Origin of the sequence: Pseudomonas sp. NPDC089741, from assembly GCF_044748825.1 — a bacterium.
Lineage (GTDB): Bacteria > Pseudomonadota > Gammaproteobacteria > Pseudomonadales > Pseudomonadaceae > Aquipseudomonas > Aquipseudomonas helmanticensis.
Genome location: NZ_JBIVGT010000004.1, coordinates 178,623 through 198,623 on the forward strand (window position 1 = coordinate 178,623; position 20,001 = coordinate 198,623).

Below are 20,001 nucleotides of genomic sequence, written 5' to 3' on the forward strand. Positions count from 1 at the left end.
GCTGCGATCTTTTGATCCTGTTATTGAAGATCAAAAGATCGTCCGAACGCGGCCCGAACCTTTGGCAGCTCCTACAGGGGAATGTTTCAGTCCTTGGCCAGGACGCCGTCGATCACGGCGCCACGGCAGCCGGCGAACATGTCCAGACCCGGCTGATACACCGAACTCTTCACTTCCAGAAGGCCGAGCATCGAATGGAACAGGTTGTCCTGGCTCAGCGGTTTGTCGCGGCTCATTTGCAGGCAATGAGTGTCGACCGAATAGGCCTTCTGATAGCTATCGGAGAACCACGCCAGCATCGCTACGTGTTTCTGTTGCTCCGGCGCCAGCATGTAAGGCGTGCCGTGCAGGAACAGGTTGTACTCGCCCAGCGATTCGCCGTGATCGGACAGATACAACATGGCGGTATCGACCTTGTCCTGATTGTTGCGCAACACGTCGATCAGGCTCGACAGCACATGATCGGTGTACACCAGCGTGTTGTCGTAGCCGTTGACGATACTTTCGCGGCTGCAATTGTTCAGCGCGTTACTTTCACAGACCGGCGTAAAGTGCTCGTACTCTTTTGGATAACGCTTGAAGTATTCCGGGCCGTGGCTGCCCATCTGGTGCAGAACCAGCACGGTGTCTTTGTCCAGATGATCAATAAAGCTTTGCAGGCCTAGCAGCAGAATTTCGTCACGGCATTCGCTGTTGGCGCACAGGGTCGGGTCTTTCAAGTTGCTGACATCCTGCACCGTCACGCGATCACAGGTACCTTTGCAGCCTGACTGGTTATCGCGCCAGATCACATCGATACCAGCACGCTTGAGCACGTCGAGCAGGCCTTCTTCGTTCTTCGCCTTGCTCGCGTCGTAATCCTTGCGCCCCATGTTGGAGAACATGCACGGCACCGAGACAGCGGTTTCCGTACCACAGGAATGCACGTCGGTGAAGGCAATCAGCCCGGCTTCCTTGTCGAGTTGCGGCGTGGTGTCCCGGTTGTAGCCGAGAATGCCAAAGTTCTCGGCACGGGCACTTTCACCCACCACCAATACCGTCAGCGATTTACGCGGCTGCAGCTTCACATCGGGATTACGCTGAGCGTCTTCACCAATCTTGATAAACGGTTGCTCTGCCGAAGCCACCAGCTCGCGAAGATAGCCGGCCGATGCGCCAATGTAGTTGCTCGGCACCAGCATCAAACGAATTTCATGGTGATTGCGAAACAGCGACGACAACCCTTGGTAGTTGGCCAGTGCAACACCACCGATGACTGCTGTCGACGCCACACTGACAATAACTTTACTGAACAACTCGCGGTGCCAGCGACGATAGTTGACCGGAACTTTCCACAACAACCATGAAGGCAAGACACCGAGCAACACTATATAAGCCAACAACTTCAACGACAGCAGATCACGCACTTCGGTGATATTGGTTTCGGCGAAGTTTCTAAACATCCCCGCATCAATCATCACGCCATACTGGCTCATGAAATAAGCCACGCCGGCGCTGAGCAAGAACATCAACGTCAGAACCGGTTTAAGCAGTGGCCGAAAGGCCAGGAACGTCAGCACAATGTTGAACGCCGCAAAGATCATCACCGCGAAAGCCACGCGCATGGCGATGCCTTTGCCGTCTGCGGCAGTGATGTCGAACAGATGCTGCCAGAGCACGAAATTGAAACCGATCAAAAGAAAGGCGCTGGCAATTAACGTCACCCATTCCGGGCGCACGGCTTTTAACTTCAACATAAAGGTAATTACTTCCCGAAAGGACGCGCCTCGGTTATTTGTGAAAATTTCATTAACCAAGGCGTGACAAACTTTAAGCAGGCAACCATCAATTTTTTGTGAAAAAGACGCCAACGATTAGTTGGCTTGTCGGAATACTCTGAAACATGCCAAGTATTTGAGAATGATTCAGCTTTTATTCAGAAAACACCCCTGTAGGAGCTGCCGCAGGCTGCGATCTTTTGATCTTGATCCTGCTTCAAGATCAAAAGATCGTCCGAACGCGGCCCGAACCTTCGGCAGCTCCTACAGGCGTCGTAGCGGGTATTTGATTTTTAGGTTGCGGGGCGGGTTTTCTGGTTTGCGCGGCGGTGACGGGGCTGCGCTAAATCGTCAGCTCCGCTCAAAGGTCCGATGATGGAAAACGTCCGCACCACCACCGCCCGCCCAGCAGTCTGGCTGATGTTCGCGATCATACTCGTCGCGCTCAACCTGCGTCCTTCGATGGCGGCGGTCGGGCCGTTGCTCTCGGCGATTCGTGGTGACATTGCGTTGAGTTTCAGCCTCGCCTCGCTGTTGACCATGCTGCCGGTGATGGCGATGGGGCTGGCGATGTTTTTCGGCATTCGCATCAGTCAGCGTCTCGGCGAACTGCGCACCGTACTGCTGTCGTTACTGATCATCGGATTGGCGACGCTGTCGCGGCTGATGATCGACTCTGCTGCCGAATTGATTGCCAGTGCCGTGCTGGCGGGCATTGGCATTGCGCTGATTCAGGCATTGATGCCGGCGCTGATCAAATCGCGCTTCCCCGACAACGTGGCGCTATGCATGGGCTTGTACGTCACTTCGATCATGGGCGGTGCGGCCATCGCGGCGTCGTTCGCGCCACTGATGCTGGCGCACACCGGCAGTTGGCGGATCGCACTGGCTGTCTGGGCTGCGTTGGCATTGCTGGCCTTTGTGTCTGGCTGGACGCAGCGTAAAAATCTGTCATCCCCGGCTGCCGTGGCGACACAGAAAGAGTCGTTCTTCAACAATTCCCGCGCCTGGCTACTCGCAATCTTCTTCGGCTTGGGCACGGCGTCCTACACCTGTGTGCTCGCCTGGCTGGCGCCGTACTACGTGGAAAAGGGCTGGAGTGAACAAAACGCAGGGCTGCTGTTAGGTTTTCTGACGGCGATGGAGGTGATTTCCGGCCTGGTAGTGCCGGCCATCGCCAATCGCAGCCGTGACCGGCGCGGGGTGCTGATGGCCTTGCTCGGGCTGATCATCGCCGGTTTCTGCGGTTTGATCCTCAGTCCGCAACATCTCAGCCTGCTCTGGCTCTGTTTGTTGGGGCTGGGCATTGGCGGGCTGTTTCCGATGAGTCTGATCGTCTCGCTGGATCATCTCGATAACCCGCAACGCGCCGGGGGCCTGACGGCTTTTGTGCAAGGCATCGGTTACCTGATTGCCGGGCTCTCGCCGTTGATGGCCGGGATTGTCCGCGATCAATTAGGCAGTTTCGAATGGGCCTGGTGGTCGCTGACGGCGGTGATGGTGATCATGCTGTTGATGGTGTGGCGCTTCGATCCCCGGCATTACACGCGGCACTTTGACTGAACCGACTAGAGGCCTCTGGCCATGTTTTAGCCCTTTGTCGGACGACGTCGTGTTGCTAAAAGTTTCTGTCCCACAACTGTCCGTGAAATGTCCTACAAGGCTTTGTCCTGGCACCATCGTTCCGTTAGGATCGTTCGCACACGTTTGCGCGGATTCAGCGCAAGGAGCACAGCGGGACGGAACGGATGCTGAACAGTAACTTGCTTCGAAAGCTCGACATGCAGGATCTCATGGTGTTTATCGCCGTGTATGAGCAAAGCAGCGTCACCGATGTCTCGGAAACGCTGTTTGTCAGCCAGTCCACCGTCAGTTACTGCCTGAAGAAACTGCGCACCAGTTTTGAAGACGAGTTGTTCATCAACACGCGCACCGGCATGCGGCCGACCTACAAGGCCAGCAGCATGTACGGCCATGTGCAGAAGATCCTCGAAAGCATCAACCTGTGTCATGCCGGTGCCCCGGCGTTCGACCCGAGCCAGCAGGCCGTCACGTTCAATATCTGTGCCCCGGAATACTTCGAGCAACTGATCCTGCCACGGCTGTTGAAGCGCTTCGATTTCGATGACTTGCCAGTGATGGTCAACATGCACAAGTTTGAAACCGACGTGCCAGCCGATGAGTTGCGCGACGGCAGCCTCGACCTGGTGATCAGTTTCGGCCCCAACTTCCACCGCCATCACACCGACCTCAAGTCACGGATGTTGCTCGAAGACGATCTGGTCTGCGTCTTCGACAAACGTGCCACGCCGCTGGAACCGCGCCTGAGTCTGCAGGCCTTTACCGAGCGGCGGCACGTGTTCCCGACACCGTGGACCTCGACCACCAACATGGTCGACGGCTGGCTGGCACGGCAAGCGCAGAAACGCCAGATTGTCGCACGCTCGAACAGCTATAGCGCCGCGTTGAAGATGATCACCGGCACCGATTTCATCCTCACCCTGCCCCGGCGCATTCAGCGTCTGCTCACCAACGAAGCGGTGTTCAATCACTGCGAGGCGCCGAACGGCCTGCCGGGGTTCACCCTCGACATGCAGTGGAGCCAGACGGTCGATCAGGACAGCGCCAATGTCTGGCTGCGCGAACAGGTGATCACGGTGTGCAGTGAGCTGGAAGCGGCTTGAGGCTTAAACGCCGATGGCGGTTTTGCTGTAGGACTCGCGTTCGATGTCGACCAACTCGACACACAACTGCACTTCGAGCCCGTCCGGCCATTCGCAGAGATCCTGCAACACCGCCAGCAAACTCTGCGACAGCTGTTTCTTGATCTCCGCCGAACGACCGCTGAGCAGCGCCAGTTTCACGTAGACGAAGGCGCGCTCGGCCATGGCCGTGCCGACCTTGAACGTCTCGACCTTGGTCGCGCGGCTCTTGATATCGAACTCCGCCGCGAACTGACCGGACCCCACCAACGTATTGTTAAGCCGGATCAAAGCGACGTCGGCGTTCAACTGCGGCAGGTTGGCGGTGTATTCCAAGTGCAGGTGTGGCATCGGGAGGCTCCAGTGAGTCAGCGGAAAGTTCGTACATATACCACAAGCAGCTCTGCGCATTTTTCCCTGTAGGAGCTGTCGAGTGAAACGAGGCTGCGATCTTTTGATCTTGAGATTCAAAGATCAAAAGATCGCAGCGTGCCGCAGCTCCTACAGGTGCGGTGTTGATCAGGATGGAATCACCGGTCGTTCACTCATGAAAGCTTCCAGCCTTGAACGCAACCAACGCTCGGCCGGATCGCTGTCGACATGGCTGAGCCAGACCATCGACAGGTCCAGTGTCGGCGTCTTGAACGGAAACGGTTCCTTGAACAGCAATCCCGAGGTGGCCATCGCGGCGGCGGTGTAATCCGGCAGGCTGGCGATCAGATCGGTACCAGCCAGCAACGCCGGCAACGCGCTGTATTGCGGCACCGACAGCACCACCTGGCGAGTGCGCCCGAGTTCCGCCAGCCATTCATCAGCGAAACCACTGACATTCGCCGTGTGCGACACCAGTACGTGCGGCCGTGCGCAATATTCGTCGAGGGTCAGCGGTGTAGCCGACGCGTCCGCGCGCAGGATGCTTGGCTGAATGTGCCGCAGCAGTTTGCGTTTGGCATTCGCCGGCAGGCCACGGGTCTGGCTGATGCCGACAGTAATGTCGCCAGCGGCGAGCAAATCGGGAATCCGCCAGTAATCGACATGCTGCACGACAAACACCACGTTCGGCGCTTCCTGGCGCAAGGCGCGCAACAGCGGCGGCAGCAAGCCGAACTCGACGTCGTCGGACAGGCCGATGCGAAAGGTCATGGTGCTGACCGCCGGATCGAAATCGCGGGTCAGGCTCAGTGCCACCGACAGTGAGTCGAGCGCAGGCTTGAGATGGCGAAAGATATCTTCGGCCCGGGCGGTCGGCTCCATGCGATGGCCGACGCGGATGAACAGCGGATCGTTGAGCATCGTGCGCAGGCGATTGAGCGCCGAGCTGATGGTCGGCTGGCCGAGGAACAGTTTCTCCGCCGCCCGGGTCACGTTGCGCTCGAGCATCAAGGTCTCGAACACCACCATCAGGTTGATGTCGGCCTTGCGTAGTTCATTGCGGTTCATCCATTGCCCCCCGATCCCCAGTCTGAAGGGCAGTGTAGAAAGGTCCGCCGACAACGTCTATGCGGACACGGCTCAGTTGATCGACATTGCCTTCAGGCCTATGGCGAGTTGTCGGCGATCCTGGCCGACGCCCAACTGCTCAGGACTGATCGCATCGGCGAACTGCAGTTGCACCCGCAGCAAACCCTCTTGCGTGATGCGTTGGCGGATAGCCGGAGTGAGCTGCAATTGGAGACTGTTGCCTTCCGGCTGGTCCAGCGTGGTCGCCAGTGCTTCGATGCCATTGAGCTTGATCACCACGCGTTGGCGCATATGCCCCGGGGCAAGGAACGCCGTGGCCTGAAGATGCAGGGTGCGGGCCGAATCGTTCACTCGCATGACCATTTCCGCTTCGGCACCGCTGGACCAGACGCCCCAGGTTTCGGCATCCGACCAGCCGCGCGCGAGATAATCCTTACCAGCAGCACCATAGCTGAACTGCGCTTTTGCTCCGGAGACGAACTCAGGCACTAGCTGTTGTGGCGTCTGATCGACGGGCACCTGCACGCATTCACGACACTTTTTCCAGCCCGGCGCCAGCACCCGGAATCCATCGATACGGGTGAACAGATCCGTTTCGGTATTGACGGTGGAAACTGCCTGCAGCAGTGCCCGATCACTGAGCAGGTACAACGAATCCGCGTCATATTGCCCCGAAGCCAACATCGTGCGGCTGTGCTGATCAGCCACCTCCCACTGGTCCTTGCCCATCCGTCCCAGATAGACAGCGTCGGTCGGCAGCCCATGCGTTGCGGCGAATGCGGCGACGTTCATCCACTCCGGCGACAGGTTCTGCGGAAGGATCCAGCGGACTTTCTGATAATGCTCGGCGGCATTTTTCCAGAACGGGTCGACAAAGGGCGTCTTCCATTGCGTGCTTGGCGCGACCATCAACTGCTTGCGCACCAACGACCAGCCGCTGTGCGTATCCGCAACTTGAACGGCCAGCGCCAGCGCCATCAGCACGGTTGCCACACGCGGTTTATTGGCGCGAACAACCAGGTAAATGATCAACAGAATGAACGCGTAATACACCGGCCAGAACATGCGTCCCGAGGCCCGGAAAATATTGGCGATGGCGATTATCTTGTCCGGTAACGGATAGGTGAAATTCGCCCCTGCAACGGCAATGTTGTTGGACACCGCAAACACCGTCAGCCCGGCCAGCGCGATCAGCACAAGCCAGTGCCGACGCAGCGACTGCGCCAACCCGGTCTGCCCTTGCAGCCACCCGACCAGCCCACAGACGGCCAGCAATAACAGGCCCAGTCCGAGATAACTGAAACCTTCCGTATCACCCAGACCACCAGGCAGATCCTTGAGAAGGTATGACCAGTGATTGGGACTGAACAGTGTCAGCACATTGGCTCGGTACAAGCCAAATCCGTCGGAAACCGCATCGGAGCCGTTGACGGAAAAATACCCCGCCTGCCAGCAGCAAAAACTCACCAAGGCAAACAGCAGAACCAGTTCGATGGCGACATCACGCAAGGTCAGCCGCGCTTTGAAATACCGAGCGAGCAGATCGGCCAGCCAGAGCAGCGCGACCATGGCCAGAAAATACGCATGAATCAGCGCGGTGCACGCCAGCAAAATCCCCCAGGCCAGACGTCGCCGCGGGTCCACCGGGCGCAAGGCCAGGTACAAGGCGGCCAGAATCAGAAAATGTCCGGCCAGCGACAAATGGGTCGGCATGCGGATGATCATCGGCGGAGCAAACAGAAAAAGTGCACAACCCAATGCCCGCAAAGTGACACTGGAGGTGACCAGCCCGACCAGTTTCCAGGCGAACCATGCTTGCAGGACAAAACAGGCGAGAAACCAGATTCCGAAATACTGAAATGTCTGCGGAAGCCATGCAGCAAATGGCTTGAACAACAATGCCAGCAGCGGATTGGAGTCGGAAAAGATCAGGCCGTTGCTCAACTCCAGTCCGTATGTCGGATTCAGGCCGAGCGGAAACGTCCACGGCGCCTGACGGAAAAATGCCCATCCCAGATAGTGCGTTGCCGGATCGCCTTGCCCCAGCCAGGCAATATTCTGCGGATCAAGCGCCCGAGGGCCGACGACGATGAAGAACGCCAATACGCCGATCATCAACGGCAACAGAGTGACAGCCAGGCGTTTTGTGGAATCCTTCATCGATACGTCCAGAAGTTGTGCAGTACAAAAGTGAATGCCGGAATGGTCAGCGCCACCGCGACGATTCCCAACAAATAATGCAACCCGGCCATCTGCGCAGCCCAGGCAACGAACATCGCCAACAGGAATCCGCCCACCGATACCAGCAGAAAGCGCAGCAACGTTCTGCCACGCAGTCGGGCGGAAAAACTCCAGGTGGTATTGATCACGTAGGAAACAACCGTCGCCACGGCAAACGCAACACCGTTGGCCAAGGGCGGCTGCGGGCTGATGAAGTTGATGAACAACACCGCGACCAGCGCATGCAGAGCCGTGACAAACACACCGGTCACGGCAAAGCGTAAACCGCGCTGGATCAGCGCTGATTTTTCGCCTGAGGTCACGGTTTTTGCGCCAACACGAAAACGCTCAAACCGGCCAGACGATTCATGCCCATCAGCGGCAGTTCAAGGCTGCACAGGGTTTTCAGTACGCCGTTTACCAGCGGGTGATGACGCTTGAGCTGTGAGCGCGGCGCTGAGGCCTGCGGGCCTTGCGGCAACAACCGTAACGCCGCCGCAATCGGGAACACCGCGCCGAAATAATAGGCACCGCGCTGCACGGTCAGGCCGGCATCGCGCGCCAGCGTTTCGAACTGCGCCAGGGTGTAGCGGCGCTTGTGTTCAAGGAAATCGTCATGGCCGCTCCAGAGGAACTGGAACGCCGGCACCGTCATCAGAAAACGGCTGCCGGAAGGCACTTTATCGACGTACATCCTGAGCAGGCCGAGGTCATCGTCAACGTGCTCCAGCACGTCCATCAGCAACACCAGGTCGGCGTCGAGGTTTTCAATCCCGCGCCGGTAATGCACCGGTTTGCCGGCAGTCGTCGTGCTCGAGTCGGCTGGATAGCTGATGTCGACGCACCATGCCTCCTGCGCGGCGGTATGCGTCAGCAGATGATGCGAGAAAAATCCGGAACCGGCGCCCACGTCGAGGATTCGTCTGATCGGCGCATCACCCAGCAAACGCGTGGTTGCCGCCGCTTTGGAGCAGTAATACCAATGCTCGTTGATGCTGTCGCCGAGGATGTCGGTTTCCTTGAGATCCATGTTTCAGTCCTTCGAGTCGTAGACACGACGCACCAGAAAAACCGGTCGGCGCTTCGCTTCAATGTAGGTACGGCCGAGGTATTCACCGAGCACGCCAATGCCGATCAATTGCAAACCTCCGAGAAACGTCACGGCAACCATCAATGAGGCATAACCGGGCAAATCGATGCCCGAGACCAACGTGCGCACGACAATGAAAATCGCGAAGGCAAAAGACACCAGCGACACCAGCGCGCCGACGTACGTCCAGACTCGCAACGGTTCGGTACTGAAGCTGGTAATGCCTTCGAGGGCGAAGTTCCACAGCCGCCAGCCGTTGAATTTACTCTGCCCGGCCGCGCGCTCGGGGCGCTCGTAATCGACGTGAGTGGTACGAAAGCCGACCCAGGCAAACAGGCCTTTCATGAATCGACGGGATTCGGGCAAGGTCAGCAAGGCATCGACCACGCAGCGATCCATCAGGCGGAAATCACCGACGTTTTCGGGCAATGGCTGTTCGGCGATCTTGTTGTGCAGGCGATAGAACCAGTGGGCCGATGTTTGTTTGGCCCAGGTATCGCTGCGCCGGCTGATGCGGTGGCCGAGCACCACTTCAAAGCCTTCTCGCCAGCGCTCGATCATTTGCAGGATGACTTCGGGCGGGTCCTGCAAATCAGCATCGATCGGTACGACGATCTGCCCGGTGGCAATCTGCAAACCAGCAGACAACGCCGCTTCCTTACCGAAATTACGGCTCAGGTCGACGATCCGCACACGCGAGTCTTGCTGTTGACGCTCGAGCAGGCGTTCAAGCGTGGCATCAGTGCTGCCGTCGTTGACGAATACCAGCTCAAGGTCGATCAACGCTTGTGTCTGAAAGACTTCGTCGATGCGCAGCAGAAACGTGTCGAGGCTGTCCTCTTCGTTAAAAACAGGGATCACCAGCGACAACGTTACCCGCGCAACCTGTTGCGTTCCGTGCTCGGTCAAGGGAGTGCTCTTTTTATAGTGTTTGTCGGTCATCGAATGATTTTCGATGCCATGAGCCGTCCCGTATTAAGCAGTAGCGTCGTCGGCGTTGCAAGGGTCAGGCGGCGTCATATTGGCCAATCCAGAGGCCGATTGCTGCGCGCTAGCCCGTGGCCTTCAGAAACATTCACCAACGATTGGAAACAAATGTCCGATAGCCAAAATACCCGCCTGCGCTAGGCTTGCGTCGATGCGTCACACAGGATGTCGCACACATAAATCGCATGGAGCGAACTGAATGTATTTCGAGATTTACAGGCAATCCAGAGGCATCCCGAGCACGGGCAAAGGGCAATGGCGCTGGAGGCTGCGCGCGGGCAATCACGAGACCATCGCCAGTGGCGAGTCATACGTGAACAAGGCCGACTGCATTCATGTGATCGAGTTGATCAAAGCCGTGCAGGGCGACACCCCGGTGAGGGAAATTTAATCGCGCGAGCCAATGCAGGGCTGCGTCCTACAGCCACTTCCTTTTTTGACCGAACGACTGGCGAGCCATTTCTGCGCTCCTACGCTCATCGACGTATGGGGCGATTCAGCCCTGTTTCGCCACATCACTCGAACTCAAAAGGAGCCGCAGAAATGGCTAGAGACAAAGCGAAAGACGACAAGCACTTCAACTGCACGCAAGAACACGAAGCTGACTATGTCGCCGGCCTCTACCCGCATGCCAGGGACGAAGTGAAAACCTTCCTGACAACCGCGTGCATGGACAAGTCGCTGCATAACTCGACGCATAAGGATGTGTATGAATTGATCAAACGCAAGTTGGGCCACTCGCAGCCGTGAACGGCTGGGGCGCGGGGTGATGTAGCCTTGCGCAAATGAAAAAGCCCCACGGGTTCAGGCCTGTGGGGCTTTGTTGTAGACAAAATACGAGATTTGCGAAGACCGTCGATGGCATTCAATCGTCGTCATCATCGTCGTCATCTGAAGATATAGATGCTCCGCCACCCTCGACAAAAGACTGACAACCTTCATTGAAGGACTGCGACGGGGTGTCGCAAGAGGACTCATCGTCAATGTCGTTTTCTTCGGCCCAGTCATAGCCGGCCTGGTGTCCTGAGCAATCATCCGTGCATTCGTAGCTGTCGAATGTATCAGCAAGGGCAGTTGCGCATCCAGCCATCGATACGAGCAAACAGACGCCATAAAGTGCCTTCATCAACCACCTCGCAATGCTCCAACGAAACACAGAAATCTAGTGATTACTGACCATCACGAGATTTAGTACCGTATTTTCCAGTGTACGGATTCACATTTCCCTTAGTACTGTAGTTATTGTTTTTTGTGGAATCTGGATTTGTAGCATGGGCGGGTCGAACATAGGTGCCATTGCTTCGTGTATATCCAGCAACGGAGTGATCAGAACGACTTCCAGATGAATAGCTGGACTTGTACGACGAATGCCCAAAGGAGCTGCTGCCACGCGCCTGCACGCCGGCTGAAAATGCCACCGCTGATGCTAAAGCAGCTACGACCAGTATTATCTTCATTCTGCTCACCCTTTCCGACTCCGTGATAGCCTGACGATATCACTGCAAAGGGATGGCGGACAGAGAGGCACTCAAACTGAGTAGATCGTGCGCAACCCTATTGAAAGCAGCCGAGTCGTTCTCTAAAAGAATGAGCATTGAAATTCATGGAATCCGGAAACAAAAAAGCCCCGTAGCTTCTCAGCTACGGGGCTTTTTCTATGTAATGGCGGAGAGATAGGGATTCGAACCCTAGGTACCGGTGAAGGTACAACGGATTTCGAATCCGTCCCATTCGGCCACTCTGGCATCTCTCCAACGGCGCGCATCATAACAACACTTTTACCGAAAGCAAACCCTCTTTCGAAAATTTCTTCGTGCTATCAGATGCTTGCGTCGATTAAAGCGGTACGCCCAGACGATTGGCGACTTCTTCGTAGGCTTCGATGACGTCACCGAGGCCCTGGCGGAAGCGGTCCTTGTCCATTTTCTTCTTGGTGTCCTTGTCCCACAGACGGCAGCCGTCCGGGCTGAACTCGTCACCGAGGACGATGGAGCCGTCGCTGAATACGCCGAACTCAAGCTTGAAGTCGACCAGCAGCAGGCCGGCGTCGTCGAACAGCTTGGTCAGGACTTCGTTGACCTTGAGCGACAGTTCTTTCATGCGAACCAGTTGCTCAGCGGTGCCCCAACCGAATGCCACGACGTGGGATTCGTTGATGAACGGGTCGCCCTTGGCGTCGTCCTTGAGGAACAGTTCGAAGGTGTAAGGGTTGAGCTTCAGGCCTTCTTCGACGCCCAGACGCTTGACCAGGCTACCGGCAGCGTAGTTACGCACAACGCACTCGACCGGGATCATGTCGAGCTTCTTCACCAGAACTTCGTTGTCGGCCAGCAGTTTGTCGAATTGGGTCGGAATGCCGGCCGCTTCGAGTTTCTGCATGATGAAGGCGTTGAACTTGTTGTTGACCATGCCTTTGCGGGCGCGCTGCTCGATGCGCTTGCCGTCGAACGCCGAGGTGTCGTTGCGAAACAGCAGGATCAAGCGGTCAGCGTCGTCGGTCTTGTAAACCGATTTGGCTTTGCCGCGGTAGAGTTCTTACGTTTTTCCATGATGGGCTCCGCTTGCTAAGTAGGTGGGCTAGGCGATGTGGCGCCAGTCGAGCCCTGAATCTTGATCGGCCAGTTGCAGCCAGTCCGGGTCGCACCCGAGGGTGTCGACGAAACATTGCCGGGCCAGCTGCGGCATGTTGTTCTTGCTGCTCAGATGGGCCAGGACCAGGTGTTGCAAACCCTGCCAACCCAACTCGGACACCAGGAATGCCGCCTGATGGTTGTTCAAATGTCCCAGCTCGCCGCCCACCCGCTGCTTGAGAAAGTACGGGTAATGACCACGGGCCAGCATGTCGCGACAATGGTTGGACTCGATCATCAACGCATCGAGATCCCGATAACCGTCCAGCACCCGCTCGCAATAGGAACCCAGGTCGGTCAGCAGGCCGAAGCGCCGCTGCTCGTGATCACTGAAAACATATTGGGTCGGTTCCTGCGCATCATGGGCCACGGCAATGACCCCGATGTTCAGAGCACCGATCTGCAGTTGCTCGCCGCCGGCCAGAAAGCCTGCGGGTTCAATCGGTTTGCGCATCCCGCGCAGTGTGCCGCGACTGAGGTAGACCGGTAGATTGTAGCGCCGAGACAGTAAACCCACGCCATGCACGTGGTCGGCATGTTCGTGGGTTACGAGTATCGCGCTCAGTTGCGCCGGGTTCACACCCAGGCGCAACAGGCGTTTTTCGGTTTCCCGCAGGGAAAAACCACAATCCACCAGCACATACGTATCAGCACTGGCGATCAGCGTGCCGTTCCCTTGGCTACCGCTGCCGAGAACGGCAAAACGCATGGTTGATCAGCCCAGGTTGTCCTGAATCACGCTCAGCACTTTGCGCGCCACTTCAGCCGGCGCAACGGTGTTGATGTTTTTCTCGACGGTCACCTGAATGTTCTCGCCAACCTTGCTCAGGCGAACCTGATAACGCTCGGCACGGGACTCAACTTCTTCCTTGGTCGGCGCGCTGCCGAACAGGCTGCTGAAGAAACCAGGCTTGTCGTCTTTCTTTTCGGCTTTTTCGGCCAGGTTGATGTAGTACAGGCCGAGGCTGCGGTTGATGTCTTCAACGCGCCATTCGCCTTGCTCCAGCGCACGGCCAACACTCGACCAGGCACGGTCCAGATCGGTACCGACGTTCAACACCGGGTTGCCGCTGCCGTCTTCGCTGAGGCTGACACGGCTCGGCGTATCGAAATCACGCGAGGCCAGCATCGACACCGAACCGCCCTTCTCGGAGATCCGGCTCATGCTCGCGAGCATGTCGTCGACCAGGGCTGCGTCCAGGCCAGTGTTGACCGAACGGTTGGTGAAATCGACATCGGCAGTGCTGCCGGCAGGACGCTCGGCGCTGACCACGTAGATTTCACTGGTGTTGCGCTGCACGCCTGGCTCGATGCGGACACGGACGCGGGTTTCGCTGTCGCTGGCGATGCCGGCCGCGCTCAGGCGCTTGGCCATCGACGCGGACAGCTCATCGGAATGCTGCCAGGTGGTGGTGAATTCGCCGGTTTGCGGACGCTGTTCATCCAGACGGAAACCGTTGTCCTGGAAGAACTGCACCGCCACTGGCCAGACTTCGGCCGGTGGATGCTGGGCCATGACCCAACGCGAATCGCCGCTCTTCTGCAGCGAGTAGTCGGTGGCATCGGCGATCGCCGACAACGGCTGAGGACGTGGAACCACGTACTCGCCCTTGGCGGTGTCATCAGCAACGTTGCGCGGGATCGGCAGCAGCGGATCCAGACGCTTGGAAGTGCTGACATCCGGTGGCAGTTGCATCGGTGCAGTCTGTTGCGCTTCCAGGTAATCGCTACCACGGTCACGGAAATAACCTTCCGGGCCCCAGACCCATCCGCAGCCACTGGTGCTGGAGATAATCAAGGCAAGTGCGGAAAGTCCGGCCATTCGCTTCATGCGTTGTACTTCCTCAATTAAACCAGGACGCTGCACTGGCGCAGGGCCGAGCGCAACGTTTCATGACAAGGTGTGCTCAGCCAGGTCAGCGGCAGGCGGATGCCTTCGTGCATCAGGCCCATTTCAACCAAAGCCCATTTCACCGGAATCGGGTTGGCTTCGATGAACAGGTCTTTGTGCAGCGGCATCAGTTTTTCGTTGATTGCCCGTGCGGTGTCGGCGTCGCCCTTGAGCGCGGCCTCGCACAGGTCGGCCATTTCGCGCGGAGCGACGTTGGCGGTAACAGAGATATTGCCTTTGCCACCCAGCAGGATGAGCTCGACGGCGGTCGGATCATCGCCGGACAGCACGATGAAGTCCTTGCTCACACCATCGATGATCGCCTTGGCGCGCTTCAGATCGCCAGTGGCTTCCTTGATACCGATGATGTTCGGCACGGTGGACAGGCGAATCACGGTCTCGGCCTGCATGTCGCAAGACGTGCGGCCAGGAACGTTGTAGAGAATCTGTGGAATGTCGACCGCTTCAGCGATGAACTTGAAGTGCTGGTACAAGCCTTCCTGGGTCGGCTTGTTGTAGTACGGAACGACCAGCAGGCAGGCATCGGCACCGGCTTCCTTGGCGTTGCGGGTCAGCTCGACGGCTTCGCGGGTCGAGTTGGCGCCAGTGCCGGCGATGACCGGAATACGCCCTGCAACCTGTTTGACCACGGCTTTGATGACGGCGATGTGTTCTTCAACATCAAGGGTTGCCGACTCGCCGGTAGTACCGACCGCGACAATGGCATGGGTGCCGTTCTTGAGATGGAAGTCCACGAGTTTGCTGAGGCTGTCCCAGTCAAGACGCCCTTGTGCATCCATGGGAGTGACCAGTGCCACCATACTGCCCGCAATCATGAAACCGCTCCTGCCGGAAAAAGAGAGCGGTAATGGTACTGGCGCCAAGATGCTTGCACAAGCGAAGTACTGCGCTGCCGCCATTCCCCTTGGCGCCGCTTTTCGCTACCCTTCAGACTTTGATCGGTATTGATCAGCTTGTACGCCGGGTTCCAGCCTCCCTTTACGGCCTCCCAGACCCCGTTCCTGCGTCGCATCGACGCGCTCCCGCTATAGTGGAGCGAGCCGCGAGCTTGCCGGAGTTTTCTGAAAGGACAGCCAGATCGGGTCATCACAGGCACTCCCGGCGACCAACGCCCGTTAACCTACCGACCGCTCATCGCTTTAGGAATGCTGCATGTCCACCCCCACAGTCCGCGAACAATTCCTTGTCATCAGTGCCCTCGGCGCCAACCCCATGGAGCTGACCAACGTCCTGTGCCGCGCCAGCCATGAAAATCGCTGCGCCGTAGTCACGTCACGCCTGACCCGCCACGGCGAGTGCAGCGCGCTGATCCTTGAGATCACCGGCAGCTGGGACGCCCTCGCCCGCCTGGAAGGCAGCCTGTCGGGGCTCGCCAAAAAGCACGCGTTCACCGTTAACGTGGTGCGCAGCGCCGCGCTGGAAAATCGTCCACAGGCCCTGCCGTACGTGGCTTACGTCAGTTCCGCGTATCGCCCGGACATCATCAATGAGCTGTGCCAGTTCTTCATGGATCACAATGTCGAACTGGAAAACCTGACGTGCGATACGTATCAGGCGCCACAGACCGGCGGCACCATGCTCAACGCCACGTTCACCGTGACCCTGCCGGCCGGCACCCAGATCAGCTGGCTGCGTGATCAGTTCCTCGACTTCGCCGATGCGATGAACCTGGACGCACTGATCGAGCCTTGGCGCCCACAAAACCCAATGTAAGGAAGCTTTCATGGCCGTTGTCATCGACCAACCGGTTGCGGATTTCGAAGCACCTGCCACCAGCGGGCAGACCGTCAGCCTGTCTGCCCTGAAAGGCAAGCAAGTGGTGATTTACTTCTATCCGAAGGACAGCACCCCGGGCTGCACCACGGAAGGCCAGGGCTTTCGTGATCAATACGCAGCTTTTCAGGCTGCCAATACGGAAATTTTCGGCATTTCGCGCGACAGCGTGAAGTCCCACGAGAACTTCAAGGGCAAGCAGGCTTTTCCGTTCGAACTGATCAGCGACAAGGACGAGGCTGTCTGCCAGCTGTTCGACGTGATCAAGCTGAAGAAACTTTACGGCAAAGAATACCTGGGCGTTGATCGCAGCACTTTCCTGATCGATAAGGACGGTGTGCTGCGCCAGGAATGGCGTGGCGTGAAAGTGCCGGGGCATGTTGATGCGGTTTTGGCTGCTGCTCAGGATCTGAACAAGGCCTGAGATCAAAAGATCGCAGCCTGCGGCAGCCCCTACAGGGTTCGATGTCCGATCGCATATTTCGCGGTAACACGACCCCTGCAGGAGCTGCCGAAGGCTGCGATCTTTGCTTTCAAAGCAGCGGCGAAACTTCAGGCTCCTTGCGCGGCCACGCATCCAGCACAGCCTTGAACAGCGTCGCCAGCGGGATCGCAAAGAACACTCCCCAGAATCCCCACAAGCCGCCAAACAACAGCACCGCGCAGATGATTGCCACCGGGTGCAGGTTGACCGCCTCCGAGAACAGCAATGGCACCAGCACGTTGCCATCCAGTGTCTGAATGATCCCGTAGACCGCCATCAAATAAATGAACTGATCGCTCCAGCCCCACTGGAACAGCGCAATCAGCAACACCGGCACGGTCACCACCACGGCGCCAACGTACGGTACCACCACCGACACGCCGACCAACAACGCCAGCAGCGCCGCGTAGTTGAGTCCGAGCGCAACGAAAGCGATGTAGGTCACACCGCCACAAATCACGATCTCGATAACCTTGCCGCGAATGTAGTTGGCGATCTGCCGGTTCATTTCCTGCGCGACCCGGGTAATCAGTGCCCGCTCACGCGGCAGATAACCGCGCACCCACTCGCCGATCATGGCGCGATCCTTGAGGAAGAAAAACACCAGGATCGGCACCAGCACCAGATAGATCATGATGTTCACCAGCAGCGGCAGACTCGAGAGCGAAAACGTCAGCGCCCACTGGCCGAACTTGCCGATCTCGCCGCGCGCCACTTCGATGGCTTGCAGCACCTGCTCGTCGGAGACCAGATGCGGATAGCGCTCCGGCAGCAACAGCAGCAGCGATTGCCACTTGGCGAGCATGCCCGGCAGTTCGTTGAACAGCGTGATCAACTGGTGCCAGAGCAACGGCACGACCACGACAATGAATACCATCAGCACGCCCATGAACAACGCAAATACCAGTCCCACTGCGGCGGCGCCGGGGACGCGCAGGCGTTCGAGGCTGACGACCAGCCCTTGCATCAGATACGCCAGCACCATTCCCGCCAACACTGGCGCGAGCATGCCACCGAGGGTGAGCACGGCGGTAAAAGCGAGAAACAACAGCACCGCCAGCACCACGGCTTCTTCATCGGAGAAGTAGCGCTGAATCCAGTCGCGTAACACTTTGAACATCAATATTCCTTAGGTCTTTTACGCTGGCGGTATCAGGCTTTTTTCAACCAATAGCGGTAAATGCCTGCTTCGTCTTCTTCGCGCAGCAGCGTATGACCGGCCAATTTGGCAAAGGTGCGGAAGTCGCGCTGCGAACCGGCATCGGTGGCGATCACCTTGAGCACCGCACCACTGGCCAACTTGTTCAGTTCCATTTTTGCCTTGAGCAACGGCAACGGGCAATTGAGGCCACTGGCGTCCAGTTCAACATCATGGGCTACAGCGTCAGTCATTGCGTCACTCCGGTTGTGGTCGTCGAGCTGCCTAGAATATCTGGTCGCAGGCCCGGTGTCCGGCTACAGTAAGGTCTTTGTCTTCTAAGGCTTTGTGCATGACTTTTCTGCGCCCTACCCTGCTGACGCTCGCTTGCCTGCTCGCCTCACCGGGCTTTGCCGACGATCTGCCGTCACTTGGCGACGCCAGTTCTGCCATCGTCTCACCGCAACAGGAATATCAGCTCGGTCGCGCCTGGCTGGCCATGCTGCGCAGCCAGGTTTCACAGCTCAACGATCCGCAGCTCAAGGACTACGTCGAGTCCAGCGTTTACAAGCTGGTGGAGACCAGCCAGGTCACCGACCGCCGCCTCGAATTCATTCTGATCAACAGTCCGCAGCTCAACGCTTTCGCAGCGCCTGGTGGCGTTGTCGGAGTCAACGGCGGCCTGTTCCTCAATGCGCAGACCGAAGGCGAGTACGCGTCGGTACTGGCGCACGAATTGGCTCACTTGTCGCAACGCCACTTCGCCCGTGGCGTCGAAGCCTCGCAGCGCATGCAGGTGCCGATGATGGCCGCGCTGCTCGCCGGCATCGTCATTGCGGCGGCCGGCGGCGGTGAAGCCGGGATCGCGACCATTGCCGGTACGCAAGCGGCGGCGATTCAGTCGCAACGGACTTTCTCCCGGCAGAACGAACAGGAAGCCGACCGCATCGGCATCCTCAATCTGGAAAAGGCCGGATACGATCCGCGCTCGATGCCGACCATGTTCGAGCGTCTGATGCGCCAATATCGCTTCGACGCCAAACCGCCGGAATTCCTGCTGACTCACCCGGTAACCGAGTCGCGTATCGCCGACACCCGTAACCGCGCCGAACAGGCCAAACCGGGCGGCATCGAAGACACCATGCGCTATCAGTTGATTCGCGCGCGCGTGCAGTTGATCTACGAAGAAACTCCGGGCCTGGGCGCCAAACGCTTCCGCGCGCAGCTGGATGAGAACCCGCAAAGCGATGTCGCGCGTTATGGCCTGGCCATCGCGCAAATCAAGGGCGGCCAATTGAATGAAGCGCGCGAAAACTTGAAACAACTGCTGGCGAAGTCGCCGAACGAGATCATCTACAACCTCGCGCAAGTCGATCTGGACATCACCAACAATCGCTTGCCCGACGCACAGTCGCGGGTTGACCGGATGCTCACGCAATATCCGGGCAACTACCCGCTGAATCAGGTTCGTGTCGATCTGCTGCTAAAAGAGAATCGTGCGGCGGATGCCGAGAAGGCGCTGGAAGGCCTGCTCAAGTCGCGCCCGGATGATCCGGACGTCTGGTATCAGGTGGCCGAGACTCGCGGCCTGTCGGGCAATATCATCGGCCTGCATCAGGCCCGCGCCGAATACTTTGCGCTGGTAGGCGATTATCGTCAGGCGATCCAGCAACTGGACTTCGCCAAGCGCAAGGCCGGCAACAACTTCCCGCTGTCCTCGCGGATCGATGCCCGTCAGCGTGAGCTGATGGAGCAGGAACGCATGATCAAGGACATGATGGGCTGAGTTCATCAGCGCAAGACAAAAGCTTCAGGCACAAAAAAACCGCCTCTTTCGAGGCGGTTTC

The 20,001-nt window shown here is 58.0% G+C and carries 20 protein-coding genes, 1 tRNA gene and 1 pseudogene; 7 read left to right on the plus strand and 15 right to left on the minus strand.

Annotated elements, in window-relative coordinates; translation table 11 throughout:
- Positions 1-86: 86 nt before the first annotated feature.
- On the minus strand, positions 87-1,736 hold the full coding sequence (locus ACIPZE_RS06350; RefSeq protein ID WP_400771996.1) for a phosphoethanolamine transferase: 1,650 nt from the start codon (positions 1,734-1,736) through the stop codon (positions 87-89).
- Positions 1,737-2,132: 396 nt separating this feature from the next.
- On the opposite strand from ACIPZE_RS06350, the gene ACIPZE_RS06355 reads away from it, so the two are divergent.
- Positions 2,133-3,320, plus strand: a complete 1,188-nt coding sequence (locus ACIPZE_RS06355; protein WP_283437337.1) for a cyanate transporter — start codon at positions 2,133-2,135, stop codon at positions 3,318-3,320.
- A 185-nt stretch (positions 3,321-3,505) separates the two neighbouring features.
- The gene (locus ACIPZE_RS06360) at positions 3,506-4,441 is read left to right on the plus strand and encodes a LysR substrate-binding domain-containing protein (protein ID WP_400771998.1); all 936 of its coding nucleotides are present in this window, start codon (positions 3,506-3,508) and stop codon (positions 4,439-4,441) included.
- Positions 4,442-4,444: 3 nt separating this feature from the next.
- On the opposite strand, the gene ACIPZE_RS06365 is transcribed toward ACIPZE_RS06360, so the two are convergent.
- From ACIPZE_RS06365 to ACIPZE_RS06390, 6 genes are all read right to left on the minus strand, one after another.
- Positions 4,445-4,810 carry a 5-carboxymethyl-2-hydroxymuconate Delta-isomerase gene (locus ACIPZE_RS06365; RefSeq protein ID WP_400772000.1) on the minus strand — a complete coding sequence of 122 codons (366 nt, stop codon included), beginning with the start codon at positions 4,808-4,810 and terminating at the stop codon, positions 4,445-4,447.
- Between the two features lie 168 nt (positions 4,811-4,978).
- Positions 4,979-5,899, minus strand: coding sequence for a LysR substrate-binding domain-containing protein (locus ACIPZE_RS06370; RefSeq protein WP_283437339.1), 921 nt, complete (start codon positions 5,897-5,899; stop codon positions 4,979-4,981).
- 72 nt (positions 5,900-5,971) lie between these two features.
- Positions 5,972-8,080 carry a DUF6311 domain-containing protein gene (locus ACIPZE_RS06375; RefSeq protein ID WP_283437340.1) on the minus strand — a complete coding sequence of 703 codons (2,109 nt, stop codon included), beginning with the start codon at positions 8,078-8,080 and terminating at the stop codon, positions 5,972-5,974.
- A complete protein-coding gene (locus ACIPZE_RS06380; RefSeq protein ID WP_283437341.1) occupies positions 8,077-8,463 on the minus strand; it encodes a GtrA family protein in 387 nt (128 codons plus the stop codon). The genes ACIPZE_RS06375 and ACIPZE_RS06380 overlap by 4 nt, the downstream gene beginning before the upstream one ends.
- Complete coding sequence (locus ACIPZE_RS06385) at positions 8,460-9,170, minus strand: class I SAM-dependent methyltransferase (protein ID WP_400772003.1); 711 nt, start codon at positions 9,168-9,170, stop codon at positions 8,460-8,462. Before ACIPZE_RS06385 ends, ACIPZE_RS06380 begins: the two co-directional genes overlap by 4 nt.
- A 3-nt stretch (positions 9,171-9,173) precedes the next feature.
- Positions 9,174-10,139: a glycosyltransferase family 2 protein gene (locus ACIPZE_RS06390; protein WP_283437343.1), complete on the minus strand. Its 966-nt coding sequence runs from the start codon at positions 10,137-10,139 to the stop codon at positions 9,174-9,176.
- A 277-nt stretch (positions 10,140-10,416) separates the two neighbouring features.
- Here ACIPZE_RS06390 and ACIPZE_RS06395 point away from each other — a divergent pair, with 277 nt between their 5' ends.
- Both ACIPZE_RS06395 and ACIPZE_RS06400 read left to right on the plus strand, forming a co-directional pair.
- A complete protein-coding gene (locus ACIPZE_RS06395) occupies positions 10,417-10,608 on the plus strand; it encodes a DUF1508 domain-containing protein (protein WP_129390466.1) in 192 nt (63 codons plus the stop codon).
- A gap of 152 nt (positions 10,609-10,760) precedes the next feature.
- Complete coding sequence (locus tag ACIPZE_RS06400; protein ID WP_283437344.1) at positions 10,761-10,967, plus strand: hypothetical protein; 207 nt, start codon at positions 10,761-10,763, stop codon at positions 10,965-10,967.
- 115 nt (positions 10,968-11,082) lie between these two features.
- Here ACIPZE_RS06400 and ACIPZE_RS06405 read toward each other — a convergent pair whose 3' ends face one another.
- The 6 genes and pseudogenes from ACIPZE_RS06405 to dapA form a co-directional block, all read right to left on the minus strand.
- Complete coding sequence (locus tag ACIPZE_RS06405) at positions 11,083-11,343, minus strand: hypothetical protein (protein WP_283437345.1); 261 nt, start codon at positions 11,341-11,343, stop codon at positions 11,083-11,085.
- Between the two features lie 537 nt (positions 11,344-11,880).
- Positions 11,881-11,970: transfer RNA gene (locus ACIPZE_RS06410), tRNA-Ser, on the minus strand.
- Positions 11,971-12,053: 83 nt separating this feature from the next.
- Positions 12,054-12,766, minus strand: a pseudogene (gene purC / locus ACIPZE_RS06415) (phosphoribosylaminoimidazolesuccinocarboxamide synthase).
- Between the two features lie 28 nt (positions 12,767-12,794).
- Positions 12,795-13,556: an MBL fold metallo-hydrolase gene (locus tag ACIPZE_RS06420; RefSeq protein ID WP_129390454.1), complete on the minus strand. Its 762-nt coding sequence runs from the start codon at positions 13,554-13,556 to the stop codon at positions 12,795-12,797.
- A 6-nt stretch (positions 13,557-13,562) separates the two neighbouring features.
- Complete coding sequence (gene bamC, locus ACIPZE_RS06425) at positions 13,563-14,678, minus strand: outer membrane protein assembly factor BamC (RefSeq protein ID WP_283437347.1); 1,116 nt, start codon at positions 14,676-14,678, stop codon at positions 13,563-13,565.
- Between the two features lie 17 nt (positions 14,679-14,695).
- The gene (gene dapA / locus ACIPZE_RS06430; RefSeq protein ID WP_129390447.1) at positions 14,696-15,574 is read right to left on the minus strand and encodes a 4-hydroxy-tetrahydrodipicolinate synthase; all 879 of its coding nucleotides are present in this window, start codon (positions 15,572-15,574) and stop codon (positions 14,696-14,698) included.
- 337 nt (positions 15,575-15,911) lie between these two features.
- Between dapA and ACIPZE_RS06435 the strand changes: the two genes are divergently transcribed.
- The gene (locus ACIPZE_RS06435; protein ID WP_129390441.1) at positions 15,912-16,472 is read left to right on the plus strand and encodes a glycine cleavage system protein R; all 561 of its coding nucleotides are present in this window, start codon (positions 15,912-15,914) and stop codon (positions 16,470-16,472) included.
- A gap of 10 nt (positions 16,473-16,482) precedes the next feature.
- A complete protein-coding gene (locus ACIPZE_RS06440; protein WP_129390439.1) occupies positions 16,483-16,956 on the plus strand; it encodes a peroxiredoxin in 474 nt (157 codons plus the stop codon).
- Positions 16,957-17,065: 109 nt separating this feature from the next.
- Here the strand turns inward: ACIPZE_RS06440 and ACIPZE_RS06445 are convergent, their stop codons facing one another.
- Together ACIPZE_RS06445 and ACIPZE_RS06450 are read right to left on the minus strand one after the other, a co-directional pair.
- Positions 17,066-18,136 carry an AI-2E family transporter gene (locus ACIPZE_RS06445; RefSeq protein ID WP_283437349.1) on the minus strand — a complete coding sequence of 357 codons (1,071 nt, stop codon included), beginning with the start codon at positions 18,134-18,136 and terminating at the stop codon, positions 17,066-17,068.
- Between the two features lie 32 nt (positions 18,137-18,168).
- Complete coding sequence (locus ACIPZE_RS06450) at positions 18,169-18,408, minus strand: sulfurtransferase TusA family protein (protein ID WP_129390433.1); 240 nt, start codon at positions 18,406-18,408, stop codon at positions 18,169-18,171.
- Positions 18,409-18,506: 98 nt separating this feature from the next.
- Here ACIPZE_RS06450 and ACIPZE_RS06455 point away from each other — a divergent pair, with 98 nt between their 5' ends.
- Positions 18,507-19,940 (plus strand): M48 family metalloprotease, encoded by a 1,434-nt coding sequence (locus ACIPZE_RS06455; protein ID WP_129390430.1) that lies wholly within the window; start codon positions 18,507-18,509, stop codon positions 19,938-19,940.
- Positions 19,941-20,001 lie beyond the last annotated feature (61 nt).